Source organism: Bradyrhizobium sp. Kon56 (assembly GCF_055807635.1).
The window spans coordinates 1-13417 of record NZ_JBVVOU010000038.1 but is presented as its reverse complement, the minus strand read 5'-3'; the positions used below and the strand labels follow the sequence as shown (position 1 = coordinate 13417).

Sequence of the window (13417 nt, the reverse complement as noted above, 5' to 3'; positions counted from 1 at the left end):
GGAAAAAGCAGGGTACGCCTGTACCCGCGGGCGCCACAAGATGGGTGGCAATGATGAACTCTTCAAGACCAAAGCGCAGGCAATGCTCGGAGGAATGCCCTGACCGGATGACGGGTTGACAGGGCTTGTTCGCCTCTCCCCGTGAGCCGGGAGAGCAAGCGGAGAGTGCGTTAGCGTCTTTGCACATGACGGGCGGAGCCGGCTCGGCTAGATTGCTCCTCATAAAACAAGACGAATTGTCCGGGGAGGACAGGCGTGCACCAGGGACGAGTCGTTTACGGCGCGATCGAGGAAGTCGTGTTCGGCCACCCCGCGGCCGAGGCCGTGGTCGCCCAGATGGACCGGCTGGGGACGCGCCGCGCCTTCCTGATGGTCTCGGGCACGCTCAACCGGCAGACCGACGAAATCGCCAAGATCAAACAAGCCCTGGGCACAAATTGCGCGGGCGTCTTCGATGCCATGCCGGCGCACACCCCGCGCGAGGCGGTGATCGCCGCCACCAATGCGGCGCGCGAAGCGGGCGCCGACCTGATCGTCACCGTGGGCGGCGGCTCGATCACCGACGGCGCCAAGGCGGTGCAGCTCTGCCTCGCCAACGGCATCGACGATGTCGACGGCATCGAGCGTATCCGCGTGCACAAGGGCGTCGCGCCCGAGATGACGGCGCCGACCGTGCGTCAGATCAGCGTGCCGACCACGATCGCCGGCGGCGAGTTCAGCTCGATCGCAGGCGTCACCGACCGCACCGCCCATGTGAAACAGATGCTACGGCATCCGCTCAGCGTTCCGCGCGCGACCATCCTCGATCCCGCCATCACCGTGCACACGCCGGAATGGCTATTCCTCTCGACCGGCATCCGCGCCATCGATCATTGCGTCGAGGCGATCTGCTCGCGCGAGACGCACCCCTATGCCGACGCGCAATCGGTGAAGGGCCTCGCCATGCTCGCCGACGCGCTGCCACGGGTGAAGGCTGACCCTGCTGACCTCGACGCGCGAATGGATGCGCAGATCGGCACCTGGCTGTCGATGGGCGCGCTCGCCGCTGGCGTGCCGATGGGCGCGAGCCACGGCATCGGTTACGTGCTGGGCGCAGCCTTCGACGTACCGCATGGCTACACCTCCTGCGTCATGCTGCCGGCCGTGATGCGCTGGAATGCGCGCGACAATGCCGAGCGCCAGATGATCGTCGCGGCCGCAATGGGCTTTCCCGGCCGCGCGGCAGCCGATGTGCTCGATGCCTTCATCCGCTCGCTCGGCATGCCGCGCAGCCTCGCCGATGTGCGCGTCTCGCCGGAGCATTTCGACGCCATCGCGGACGCTGCGATGCGCACGAACTGGATCCCGCGCAACCCGCGCAAGATCGACAGCCCCGCTCAAGTGCGCGAAATCCTGCTTCTTGCCGCATGATCCAAAGCCGGAGGACTGATGTACCCAGGTCAGCATGCCCGCCTGCGCCCACTCCAGCCCGCCTTCATCATGGCGACGACCGGCGAGGCCGTCACCTATCGCGAGCTCGATGCGCGCAGCAATCGGCTGGCGCACCTGTTCCGCAAGTATGGCCTGAAGCGGCTCGACCACTACTCGATCTTCATGGAGAACAATTCCCGCTACCTCGAAGCCTGCGGCGCGGGCGAGCGCTCCGGCCTCTACTACACCTGCATCAACTCGTTCCTGACGCCGGGCGAGCTCGCCTATCTCCTGGTCAACAGCCAGTCGAAAATCCTGATCACGTCGGTTGCGAAGCTCGATATCGCCCGCGAGGCGATCAAGGTCTGCCCCGACATCAAGCTGTGCATCGTCGCCGACGGCTCGGGCGAGAGCGAGCGCATCGTCGGCCTCACTGAGGTAACCGCCGACCTGCCGAAGACGCCGATCCCGGATGAATGGCTCGGCACCGCCATGCTGTATTCATCGGGCACGACGGGACGGCCAAAAGGGATTCTGCGGCCGCTTCCGGAGGAGCCGCCGAAACACAATCTGCCGTTGTTCGATTTCCTGACAAAGCTTTGGCACTACCGCGAGGGCATGATCTACCTGTCGCCGGCGCCGCTCTATCATTCGGCGCCGCAGGCCGCCGTGAACCTCACGATCCGCATGGGCGGCACCGCGATCATCATGGAGAATTTCGATCCCGAGCGTTACCTCCAGCTCGTCGAGCAATGGGGTATCACCCACACCCAGCTCGTGCCGACGATGTTCTCGCGCATGCTCAAGCTGCCGGAGGAGGTGCGCGCGCGCTACGACCTCTCCTCGCTCGAGATCGCGATCCATGCCGCCGCGCCCTGCCCGGCGCAGGTCAAGGATGACATGATCAAATGGTGGGGACCGATCATCCACGAATACTACGGCGCCACCGAGGGCCTTGGCTTCACCGCCTGCGACAGCGCGGAATGGCTCGCCCACCGCGGCACCGTCGGCAAGGTGCTGCTCGGCGACCTCCATATTCTCGATGAGACCATGAAGCCATGCCCCACCGGCACGCCAGGACAGGTCTGGTTCAAGACGGCCTCACCGTTCGAATATTTCAACGATCCCGAGAAGACCAAGGAAGCGCGCTCGACCGACGGCAGCATGAGCACGGTCGGCGACGTCGGCTATGTCGACGAGGATCGCTTCCTCTATTTAACGGACCGCGCGACCTTCATGATCATCTCCGGCGGCGTGAACATTTATCCGCAGGAGTGCGAGAATCTGTTGATCACCCATCCGAAGGTTGCGGACGCCGCGGTGTTCGGCGTGCCCAATTCCGATCTCGGCGAAGAGGTGAAGGCGGTGGTGCAGCCGATGCCCGGGGCCGTGCCGGGCGAGGCGCTCGCCGAGGAGCTGATCGCGTTCTGCGGGGCGTCGCTGTCGCGGCAAAAGGTGCCGCGCTCGGTCGATTTCGAGAAGGAGTTGCCCCGGCTGCCGACGGGGAAGCTGTACAAGCGGCTGCTGCGGGACCGGTATTGGGGGAACAAGGCGTCAAGGATTGTGTGAAGGGCCGCTGTCGCCGGAGAAACTTCCCTCTCATCGTGAGAGAAACCCCTGCGGCCTTCCGTCGTCCGAATTGCCAAGAGAGTAGCGGACCTTGACGGTTGCCTCACCGCGCACGCGCCGCTATCGTCGGGACAAACAGGCCGCAAAAGGCCGATGTCCAGGGAGGACGAGGATGCGGAGCGTACGGGCGCTCGCCGCGACGGCGGCGCTATCTTTGCTTGCGTTTTCGAGCGTTGCACTCGCCAGCGAGCCCAAGCAGGGCGGCATTTTGCGGATGTACCACCGCGACAGTCCCGGCAATGCCTCGATCCACGAAGGCGCGACCTACTCGCTCAACGTTCCCTTCATGCCGGTGTTCAACAACCTCGTCATCTACAAGCAGGACGTGGCGCAGAACAGCATGGACACCATCGTGCCCGAGCTCGCCGAGAGCTGGGCCTGGGTCAACGACAACAAGACGCTGACCTTCAAGCTACGCCAGGGCGTGAAGTGGCACGACGGCAAGCCGTTCACCTCGGCGGACGTCAAATGCACTTTCGACATGCTGATGGGCAAGTCGCAGCAGAAGTTCCGGCAGAACCCGCGCAAGAGCTGGTACGAACAGGTCAACGACGTCTCCACCAACGGCGATCTCGAGGTCTCCTTCAACCTGAAGCGGCCACAGCCTTCGCTGCTGGCGCTGCTCGCCTCGGGCTACACGCCGGTCTATCCCTGCCACGTCTCGCCCGGCGACATGCGCACGCACCCGATCGGCACCGGGCCGTTCAAGTTCGTCGAGTTCAAGGCCAATGAATCGATCAAGCTGACCCGCAATCCCGACTATTGGCGCAAGGGCCGGCCCTATCTCGACGGCATCGAGTTCACCATCATCCCGAACCGCTCCACCGCGATCCTCGCGTTCGTCGCCGGCAAGTTCGACATGACCTTCCCGACCGAGGTGAGCATCCCGCTGCTCAAGGACGTCAAATCGCAGGCGCCGAACGCGGTCTGCGTGGTCGAGCCCAACAATGTCGCCACCAACATCATCGTCAATTCGTCCGCGCCGCCGTTCGACAATATCGACATCCGTCGCGCCATGGCGCTGTCGCTCGACCGAAAGGCCTTCATCTCGATCTTGTTCGAGGGCCAGGGTGACATCGGCGGCACCCTGCTGCCGCCGCCGAATGGGCTGTGGGGGATGCCGAAGGAGATGCTCGAGACCATTCCGGGCTACGGCCCCGACATCAACGCCAACCGTGAGGAAGCGAAAAAGCTGATGCAGAAGGCCGGCTATGGGCCGGATAAGCATCTCGCCGTCAAGGTCTCGACCCGCAACATTCCGGTCTACCGCGATCCTGCGGTGATCCTGATCGATCAGCTCAAGAGCATCTATATCGACGGCGAGCTCGACGTGGTCGAGACCGCAAACTGGTTCCCGAAGATCGCGCGGAAGGATTACATGCTCGGGCTCAATTTGACCGGCAATGCCGTCGACGACCCCGACCAGTCTTTCTACGAGAACTATTCCTGCGGCTCCGAGCGCAACTACACCAATTACTGCAACAAGGAGATCGAAAAGCTGTTCGACGTGCAGTCCCAGGAGACCGACATTAACAAGCGCAAGAAGCTGGTGTGGGACATCGACAAGAAGCTGCAGGAGGACGTCGCCCGCCCGATCATCTTCCACGCACGTACCGGCAGCTGCTGGCAACCTTACGTCAAGGGCGTGACGGTGATGTCGAACAGCTCCTACAATGGCTATCGCTACGAGGACGTCTGGATGGACAAGTAGCGCGGGCGGCTGATGGGTTCGACGGGAGGCGATGCATGTTTGCCTATCTGGTGCGGCGCCTGTTGCTGATGCTCCTGACCCTGTTCGGGATCTCGATCGTCATCTTCTTCCTGCTGCGCATCGTCCCCGGGAATATCGTCGACATCCTGTTCGCCGCCGCGGGCTATGTGGACCCCGCCGACAAGGCCAATCTGGAGAAGGAGCTCGGCATCGACCAGCCGCTGGTGGTGCAATATTGGCACTGGATCAGCGGCTTCCTGCGCGGCGATTTTGGCTACTCCTACGTCTCCGAGAAGCCGGCGCTCCAGGAGATCCTGCCACGGATCCCGATCACCGCACGGCTCGCTGGCCTGGCGCTGTTGTTCTCGACCTCGATCGGCATCCCCCTTGGCGTGATCAGCGCGGTGAAGCAGGGAACGAGGCTCGACTACGCATTGCGTGTGGTGAGCCTCAGCGGATTGTCGCTGCCTTCGTTCTGGCTTGGCCTGCTCATCCTCACCGCCTCGGTGGCGATGTTCAACCAGATGCCGATCTTCAACCCGAATCCAGCGACTTGGCTGGAAGCGTTTGCGACCTATGCCGTGCCCGCCGCAGCCGTCGGCTTCCGCAGCGCGGCACTGACCATGCGCATCACGCGATCCTCGATGCTGGAGGTGCTGCGGCAGGACTATATCCGCACCGCGCGTGCCAAGGGCGCATCGGACGCCGCTGTGAACTATCAGCATGCGCTGAAGAATGCGATTCTGCCCGTCATCACCGTGATTGGCATCGAAGCGGCGTTCCTGATCGGCGGCCTCATCGTGACGGAGACGGTGTTCAACATCCCCGGCGTCGCGCGCTTCCTGGTCGAAGCGATTCGCTGGCGCGATTATCCGATCGTGCAGAACCTGGTGATGCTGATTGCCATCGTCGTGGTGAGCGCGAATTTCATCGTGGACATGCTGTACGCGGTGTTCGACCCGCGTATCCGGTACACGGATTAGGAGAACCTGTTGGCTGCGATCGACTATGACGTTGAACTGAGGCGCGCCGGGGCGCACGCGACCGTCGGCTGGCGGCGCGTGCTGTTTTTGGCGCAGCGGCATGTGCTGGGCGCGGCCGGGCTCGTCATCATGACCCTGTTCGTGTTCACCGCGATCTTCGCCGACTTCATCGCGCGTTACGATCCGCTGACGATCGATGCCGCTCGGGCACTGGCGCGTCCAAGCCTGGCACACTGGATGGGCACGGATTCCTTCGGCCGCGATGTCTTCAGCCGCATCATTCATGGCGCGCGGATCTCGCTCGCGGTCGGCATCGGCTCGACGGCGCTCGGCGGCAGCATCGGCGTGATCGTCGGCCTCACCTCCGGCTATCTCTCCGGCTGGGTCGATCTCGTGTTCCAGCGCGTCTCCGATGTCCTCCAGGCGCTGCCGCTGCTGGTGCTGGCCCTGATCATGACCGCGGCGCTTGGGCCGTCCTTGCCGAACGTCATCATTGCGATCGCCATTCCGCTGATCCCGACCGTCTCGCGCGTCATCCGCGCCAACACGCTGGCGCTGCGCGAGCTGCCATTCATCGAGGCCGCCAAGTCGATCGGCATGAGCGAGGTACGCATTGCGCTCCGTCACGTGCTGCCGAATACGCTGGCGCCGCTGATCGTGCTTGCGACGGCCCAGCTCGGCTCGACTATCCTCACGGAAGCCTCGCTCTCCTTCCTCGGCCTCGGCATTCCCGAGCCGTACCCGTCGTGGGGGCGCATGCTCTCTGAATCCGCCGCCGAATATGTCCGCACGGCGCCATGGCTGGTGATCTTCCCGGGCATCGCCATCAGCCTCGCGGTGTTCGGCGCCAATCTGTTCGGTGACGCCTTGCGCGACATCCTCGATCCCCGGCAGCGCGGCTGATGGCTGAGAACTCCGATCTCGTGATCGAGGTGAAGAACCTGAAGACGGTGTTCTTCACCAACTCCGGTCTGTTCAAGGCCGTCGATGATGTTTCCTTCACGGTGAAGCGCGGCGAGACGCTGGCGATCGTCGGCGAATCCGGCTGCGGCAAGAGCGTCACTGCACTATCGCTGATGCGGCTGGTGCCGGATCCACCCGGCCGCATCGTCGGCGGCTCCGTCACGCTCGAAGGCACCGACCTTCTGACGCTGGACGAAGCAGAGATGCGTGCCGTCAGGGGCAACCGCATCTCGATGATCTTCCAGGAGCCGATGACCTCGCTCAATCCGGTGATGCGGATCGGCGACCAGATCGTCGAGACCGTGCGGCTGCACCGGAACATGTCGAGCAAAGAGGCCCGGGGCATCGCAATCGAGATGCTGCGCCTGGTGCGCATCCCCGAGCCGGCTCGGCGCGCGCGGGAATATCCGCATCAGCTGTCCGGCGGCATGCGCCAGCGCGCCATGATCGCGATGGCGCTGGCGTGCCGGCCGGTGCTGCTGATCGCGGACGAGCCCACGACCGCGCTCGACGTCACCATCCAGGCGCAGATTCTGGCGCTGATCCTAGACCTTCAGAAAGAGCTCGGCACCGGGCTCGTGCTGATCACGCATGATCTCGGCGTCGTCGCGCAGACCGCGCAACGCGTCATCGTGATGTATGCGGGACGCAAGGTCGAGGAAGCGAGCGTCGAGGCGCTGTTCGCCGCGCCAAAGCACCCCTACACGCGCGGATTGATGGCATCGATCCCGGCGGTGCCGGCGCCCGGCGTTGCCGCGCCGGCACGGTTGAACGAAATTCCCGGCACCGTGCCGTCGCTGGTGGGGCTGCCCAAAGGTTGCGCGTTCGCGCCACGCTGCAAGCTCGCGATCAAGCGCTGCGAGGCCGAATATCCGCCGCTCATCGATTGGGGCGGCGGCCATCTCGCGGCCTGCTGGCGCGCAGCCGAAGTGGCGGAGGTGGCATGACCGACGCACTGCTCGAAGTCACCGAACTCAAGAAGCACTATCCGGTGCGCGCCGGCGTGTTGCGCCGACAAATCGGCACAGTGCATGCGGTCGACGGCGTCTCGTTTTCGGTTGGGGTCGGGGAGACGCTGGGCCTTGTCGGCGAATCCGGCTGCGGCAAGTCGACGGTGGCGCGCAGCGTGCTGCGGCTGGTCGAGCCGACCTCGGGCCAGATTCGCCTCGAAGGCGAGGACATCACGCATCTCTCCAAGTCCGCGCTGCGGCCACACCGTCGTTCGATGCAGATCGTATTCCAGGATCCTTTCGCCTCGCTCAACCCGCGCATGACTGCCGGAGACATCGTGGGCGAGCCGCTGTTCGTGCACGGGCTCGCGACCGGCAAAGCGCTGGAGGCACGTACCGCACAGCTGTTCGAGCAGGTTGGCTTGCGGCCCGACCAGATGCGCAACTTCCCGCATCAATTCTCCGGCGGCCAGCGCCAGCGCATCTGCATCGCCCGCGCGCTGGCGCTCGGGCCCCGCCTGATCGTCTGCGACGAGCCGGTCTCCGCGCTCGATGTCTCGATCCAGGCGCAGGTGATCAATCTCCTGATCGATCTGCAACGGCAGCACGGCTTCTCCTACCTCTTCATCGCGCATGACCTCGCCGTGGTCGCCCATATCAGTCACCGCGTCGCCGTGATGTATCTCGGCCGCATCGTCGAGATCGCGGACAAGGACGAGCTGTTCCGCAATCCGCGCCATCCCTACACGCAGGCCCTGCTCGCCTCGGTACCGGTCGCCAACCCGCTCGCCAAAAAGCTCGTGCCGCTGGTCGACGGCGACGTGCCAAGCCCGGTCAATCCGCCGCCGGGCTGTGCGTTTCACACCCGCTGCCGGTATGCGATGGAGCGATGCAGGACGGAACGACCGGCGTTGGTGGACGCGGGGGACGGGCACCAGGTGGCGTGCTTGCTCAATGGCGGAACGGGGCGGAGCCAGTAGCTCCGCTGTCGTCCCGGCCTTCGCCGGGGCGACGAGTTGAGCTTGCCGCCCTACTCAGCCCCGATCTCCGCCACGATCCGGCCCGTTGTCACCTGCTCGCCCTCGGCGACGTCGATCGCGGCGACGACGCCGTCGATGCCGGCCTTGTGGACATGCTCCATCTTCATCGCTTCCAGCGTCATCACCGGCTGGCCGGCAGTGACGCGGTCGCCCGGCTTGACCAGGACGGCAACGACGCGGCCGTTCATGGCAGCGCGAACCTTGCCGTCTCCGTTGCTTGCGGCCGCCTTCGGCGCGGCGAGGGTGAGATCGGTCGCCGCGAGCGGGATGCCGCGGCGCTGGAGGTGGAGCCGGTCGCCGTCGCGCAGGAATTTGGCACTGTCCATCACGCCGTCATGGCGGAAGCGGATCACGTCGAGATCGAGTTGGTCGATCTCGAACTTGTCTTGCCGGCCGTCCCTGGCAACAATGTAGCTGCCATCGCGCTCGCGCCAGACTTCTAGCTCAAGCGCCTGGCCTGCGATCTCGATTTTCGCCGGCAGCGGGAACGTTGCCGCGAGGCTCCGTCCGCGGCGCCACGACGGTGCCTGGGGGTTCGTGACGTAGAGCAGCAGGCCGGCCAAGGCCATGTCGAATGCGGCGTCCGCGCGCGGCGCCAGCAGCTCGTCGCGATGGGCACCAATGAACGCCGTGGTCGCCTCGCCTTTGGCGAAGCCGGGATGACGCAGGCATGACATCAGGAAAGTCTGATTGGTAGTCACACCAAATCCGGTCAGTTGCTCCAGGCCGACGATCAGCCGCCCCCTCGCCTCCTCGCGGGTCGCGCCATGGCCGATCACCTTCGCGATCATGGAATCGTAGAACGGCGGAATCTCGGAGCCCGATTGCAGCGCATGTTCGACGCGGATGCCATCCGGCACCTGCCAGCGCGCCATGCGCCCGGACTGCGGCATGAAATCCTGCGCGGCGTCCTCCGAGCACAGCCGCACCTCGATGGCGTGGCCTGTGAAGCGAATGTCCTGCTGCTTGACCGGCAGCGACTCGCCGCGCGCGACGCGCAGCTGCAATTCGACGAGATCAAGCCCCGTGATGGCCTCGGTCACGGGATGCTCGACCTGCAGGCGCGTGTTCATTTCCATGAAGTAGAACTCGCCGCTCGCATCGAGCAGGAATTCGAGCGTGCCGGCGCCCTCATAACGGAGCGCCTTCACCGCGGCGACCGCGACCTCGCCCATCTTCGCGCGCAGTTCCGGCGTCACGGCGGGCGACGGCGCCTCCTCGATTAGTTTCTGGTGCCGCCGCTGCACCGAGCAGTCGCGCTCGCCAAGATGGATGGCATTGCCATGGCTGTCGCCGAACACCTGAATCTCGATGTGACGGGGATTCTGGATGGCGCGTTCGAGGATCACCGTCGGATCGCCAAACGCCGCCTTCGCCTCGGACCGCGCGCTACGCAGTGCATCCGGGAACGAATTGGCATCCGCCACGAGCCGCATCCCGCGCCCACCGCCGCCGGCGACCGCCTTGATCATCACGGGAAAGCCGATCTCTCTCGCCTCCGCGAGCATGACTTCATCGCCCTGATCGGCGCCCTGATAGCCGGGCACGACGGGCGCGCCGGCCTTTTTCATGATCTCCTTGGCACCGGCCTTGTTGCCCATTGTCTCGATCGCCTGCGGCGACGGGCCGATGAAGACGAGGCCGGCATCCTTGCAGGCTTGCGCAAACTCCTCGTTCTCGGCGAGGAAGCCATAGCCGGGATGAACGGCATCCGCGCCGCTGGCCTTTGCGGCCGCTATGATCGCGGCGATGTTGAGATAGGACTGCGCCGGCAGCGCTTCGCCGACTCGCACGGCCTGGTCGGCCTGTTGCACATGAAGCGCATCCCTATCCGCATCCGAATAGACCGCGACGACGCCGAGGCCGAGCTTCCGCGCGCTGCGCATCACCCGCAGTGCGATCTCGCCGCGATTGGCGATCAGGACCTTGAAGAACGGCCGGTGCTGCACTGATCCGTTCCTCATGGGCGGGCCACCGAGAATTGCATGCGCTGTGGGCTCCGCGCGTCACCTTCACGACAGATCGCGAGCACTTCGGACAGCACCGCGCGGGTGTCGCGCGGATCGATCACGCCGTCGTCGAGCACGCGCGCGCTGGTCGAGAACACGTCCATCTGGCCGTCGAACACGCCGACGATCTGCGCCTTCATGCCATCGAGCTTTTCTTTTTCGACCGGCTTGCCGCGACGCGCGGCTGCGGCTTCGGTGACGATCGCCATGGTCTCGGCGGCCTGCTCACCGCCCATCACGGCAGTCTTGGCGTTGGGCCAGGAGAAGCAGAAGCGCGGATGGAAGCCGCGCCCGCACATGCCGTAATTGCCGGCGCCGAACGAGGCGCCGCAATAGATGGTGATCTGCGGCACTGTCGCCGACGTCACCGCCTGGATCATCTTGGAGCCATGCTTGATCATGCCGGCTTCTTCGTAAGCTTTGCCGACCATGTAGCCGGTGGTGTTGTTCAGATAGAGCAGCGGCGTTCGGGTTTGGCAGCACGCCTGGATGAAATGCGTCGCCTTGTTGGCACCGGCCGGATCGAGCGGACCGTTGTTGGTGATGATGCCGATGGTCTGGCCCTCGATGCGGGCATGGCCGCAGACGGTGGCCGGGCCGTAGTTCGGCGCCATCTCGGTGAAGTCGGAATCATCGACGATACGTGCGATCACCTGCTTCATGTCCACGGAGCGCTTGTGGTCCATCGGCATAATGCCGAGCAGTTCGTCTTGATCGTAGCGCGGCGGCTTATATTCCGCGCTCGCCCTGCCCGGCCGTTCCCATTCCAGCGCCGCCATGATCTCGCGCGCGATGCGCAGGGCGTCGCGGTCATCCTCGGCGAGGTAGTCGCCAAGTCCCGACACCTGCGTGTGCATCTCGGCGCCGCCAAGCTCCTCTTCGGTCGCGATCTCGCCGGTGGCGGCCTTCAGCAGCGGCGGCCCGGCGAGGAAGGCGCGGGTGCGGCCACGGACCATGACGATGTAGTCGGACAGGCCGGTCTGATAGGCGCCGCCGGCGGTCGAGGAGCCATGGGTTACGGTCACGACGGGCAGGCCCGCTGCGGAGAGTCGCGCGAGATTGCGGAAGATGTTGCCGCCGCGGACAAAGTCTTCGACGCGGTAGCGCAGGAGATTGGCGCCGGCGCTTTCGACCAGCTGGACGTAGGGCAGCTTGTTCTCCAGCGCGAGCTCCTGCACGCGTATCGTCTTGTCGAGGCCGTAGGGCTGAAGCGCGCCGGCATCGATGCCGGAATCGTTGGCGCTGACCATGCAACGGATGCCCGAGACGAAACCGATGCCGGCGATGACGCCGCCGCCGGGGACGCTCTTGTCCGGATCAGATACGTCGAACATGTAGCCGGCGAGCGTGGACAGCTCGATGAAGGGCGCGCCGGGATCGAGCACCAGCGCGACGCGCTCGCGCGGCAACAGCTGGCCGCGCTTGTGGAAGCGGTCTTTCGCCGCGGCTGATGCCGCACGCGTGCGCTCTTCCAGCGCGCGCATGCGGTCGATCAGGCCAAGCATGCCGTCGCGGTTGGCGCGATAGGCGGCACTGCCGGGAGAAATCGTGTTTTCGAGAATGGACATGACTCAATCCTGCTCGTCATTGCGAGGAGCAAAGCGACGAAGCAATCCAGGCGCATCCATGGAGAGATTCTGGATTGCTTCGCTTCGCTCGCAATGACGGTTGAGGCGATAATTTACCTATTCGTCCCAAAAATCTTTCGCGCTTCCGCCGGGCTCGCGATCTCGCGGCCGGCACGGCGGGCGCAGGCGGCGATGGCGTCGATCAGCTGGCCGTTCGACGTTACCTTCTTGCCGTCGGCGAGATAGAAGGCATCTTCGAGACCGGTGCGCAGATGACCGCCGAGCTCCGCACAGCGCTGGTGCAGCGGCCAGATTTCTTCGCGGCCTATCGCGGTGACCTGAAATTGCGCCTCGGGACGCTTCAGCTTAATCAGGATCGGCAGCAGATCGGGATCCGACGGCATGCCGGAGGCGACGCCCATCACAAAGTTATACTCGAGCGGGCCCTTGTACATGCCGACCTGGCGGTACATGCCGACGCAGCGGACGATGCCGACGTCAAAACATTCGAATTCGGGGATGGTACCGACCGCGTTCATGACGTCGAGATAGTCCTTCACCTTCTCGACCGCATTGTCGAAGATCATCGGCGGCCAGGCCCAGCTGTTGTCGGCCTTCACCTTCAGGTAATTTAGCGAGCCGGCATTGCAGGCCGCGATCTCCGGCCTGGTCTCGCGGATACAATCCAGCGCACCGTTGTAGTTCGGCCCGGAGACGCCGGAGGTGTGATTGATGATCACGCCAGGGCAGGCTTCGCGAATCGCCTGCTGGATCTCCTTGCTGACGCTGACCTCCCAGGACGGCAGATGCCCCTTGTCCGGCGCCTGCTGACGCAGATGGATGTGCATGATGGACGCGCCGGCATCGAACGCAGCCTTGGCCTCGCGCGCCATCTGCTCGGGCGTGACAGGCACGTTGTGCTGCTTCGGGTCGGTGAGCACGCCGTTCAGCGCGCAGGTGATGACGGCCTTGTCGCTCATGCCTTGAATGTCTCGCACGTTGATAATTCAACGTTTGCGATCATGTGATGGGCGGCAGGCGGCTTCTTGCGCGGAGAAGCTGGAAAAAGGCGATAAACCGTAGCAACCATTAAAGGCTAGGCGGCTTTTTCGATCCAGGGCGTGCCCCGTTGCACGACAGTATTGGCGTAGATC

10 protein-coding genes are annotated in these 13417 nt (G+C 64.5%); 7 read left to right on the top strand and 3 right to left on the bottom strand.

Going from position 1 to position 13417, the window contains the following annotated elements; genetic code table 11:
* The first annotated feature begins 255 nt into the window (after window positions 1-255).
* From AC0L3B_RS34140 to AC0L3B_RS34110, 7 genes are all read left to right on the top strand, one after another.
* A complete protein-coding gene (locus AC0L3B_RS34140; protein WP_085348656.1) occupies window positions 256-1410 on the top strand; it encodes an iron-containing alcohol dehydrogenase in 1155 nt (384 codons plus the stop codon).
* A gap of 18 nt (window positions 1411-1428) precedes the next feature.
* Window positions 1429-2979, top strand: coding sequence for an AMP-binding protein (locus AC0L3B_RS34135; RefSeq protein WP_377791586.1), 1551 nt, complete (start codon window positions 1429-1431; stop codon window positions 2977-2979).
* A gap of 172 nt (window positions 2980-3151) precedes the next feature.
* The gene (locus AC0L3B_RS34130) at window positions 3152-4750 is read left to right on the top strand and encodes an ABC transporter substrate-binding protein (protein WP_085361917.1); all 1599 of its coding nucleotides are present in this window, start codon (window positions 3152-3154) and stop codon (window positions 4748-4750) included.
* 35 nt (window positions 4751-4785) lie between these two features.
* Window positions 4786-5733, top strand: coding sequence for an ABC transporter permease (locus tag AC0L3B_RS34125; protein WP_018455967.1), 948 nt, complete (start codon window positions 4786-4788; stop codon window positions 5731-5733).
* A 9-nt stretch (window positions 5734-5742) separates the two neighbouring features.
* Window positions 5743-6636 (top strand): ABC transporter permease, encoded by an 894-nt coding sequence (locus AC0L3B_RS34120; protein WP_018455966.1) that lies wholly within the window; start codon window positions 5743-5745, stop codon window positions 6634-6636.
* Complete coding sequence (locus AC0L3B_RS34115; RefSeq protein ID WP_018455965.1) at window positions 6636-7643, top strand: ABC transporter ATP-binding protein; 1008 nt, start codon at window positions 6636-6638, stop codon at window positions 7641-7643. The genes AC0L3B_RS34120 and AC0L3B_RS34115 overlap by 1 nt, the downstream gene beginning before the upstream one ends.
* The gene (locus tag AC0L3B_RS34110; RefSeq protein ID WP_018455964.1) at window positions 7640-8626 is read left to right on the top strand and encodes an ABC transporter ATP-binding protein; all 987 of its coding nucleotides are present in this window, start codon (window positions 7640-7642) and stop codon (window positions 8624-8626) included. Before AC0L3B_RS34115 ends, AC0L3B_RS34110 begins: the two co-directional genes overlap by 4 nt.
* A 50-nt stretch (window positions 8627-8676) precedes the next feature.
* On the opposite strand, the gene AC0L3B_RS34105 is transcribed toward AC0L3B_RS34110, so the two are convergent.
* From AC0L3B_RS34105 to AC0L3B_RS34095, 3 genes are all read right to left on the bottom strand, one after another.
* Window positions 8677-10650: an acetyl/propionyl/methylcrotonyl-CoA carboxylase subunit alpha gene (locus tag AC0L3B_RS34105; RefSeq protein WP_473381858.1), complete on the bottom strand. Its 1974-nt coding sequence runs from the start codon at window positions 10648-10650 to the stop codon at window positions 8677-8679.
* Window positions 10647-12263 carry an acyl-CoA carboxylase subunit beta gene (locus AC0L3B_RS34100; RefSeq protein ID WP_018455962.1) on the bottom strand — a complete coding sequence of 539 codons (1617 nt, stop codon included), beginning with the start codon at window positions 12261-12263 and terminating at the stop codon, window positions 10647-10649. The genes AC0L3B_RS34105 and AC0L3B_RS34100 overlap by 4 nt, the downstream gene beginning before the upstream one ends.
* A gap of 113 nt (window positions 12264-12376) precedes the next feature.
* Complete coding sequence (locus tag AC0L3B_RS34095) at window positions 12377-13243, bottom strand: beta-keto acid cleavage family enzyme (protein WP_473381854.1); 867 nt, start codon at window positions 13241-13243, stop codon at window positions 12377-12379.
* Between the last annotated feature and the right edge of the window lie 174 nt (window positions 13244-13417).

Coding starts and splice junctions, on each gene's coding strand:
- AC0L3B_RS34135 (WP_377791586.1), top strand. CDS start 1,429: ATGTACCCAGGTCAGCATGCCCGCCTGCGCCCACTCCAGCCCGCCTTC.
- AC0L3B_RS34130 (WP_085361917.1), top strand. CDS start 3,152: ATGCGGAGCGTACGGGCGCTCGCCGCGACGGCGGCGCTATCTTTGCTT.
- AC0L3B_RS34125 (WP_018455967.1), top strand. CDS start 4,786: ATGTTTGCCTATCTGGTGCGGCGCCTGTTGCTGATGCTCCTGACCCTG.
- AC0L3B_RS34115 (WP_018455965.1), top strand. CDS start 6,636: ATGGCTGAGAACTCCGATCTCGTGATCGAGGTGAAGAACCTGAAGACG.
- AC0L3B_RS34110 (WP_018455964.1), top strand. CDS start 7,640: ATGACCGACGCACTGCTCGAAGTCACCGAACTCAAGAAGCACTATCCG.
- AC0L3B_RS34105 (WP_473381858.1), bottom strand. CDS start 10,650: ATGAGGAACGGATCAGTGCAGCACCGGCCGTTCTTCAAGGTCCTGATC.
- AC0L3B_RS34100 (WP_018455962.1), bottom strand. CDS start 12,263: ATGTCCATTCTCGAAAACACGATTTCTCCCGGCAGTGCCGCCTATCGC.
- AC0L3B_RS34095 (WP_473381854.1), bottom strand. CDS start 13,243: ATGAGCGACAAGGCCGTCATCACCTGCGCGCTGAACGGCGTGCTCACC.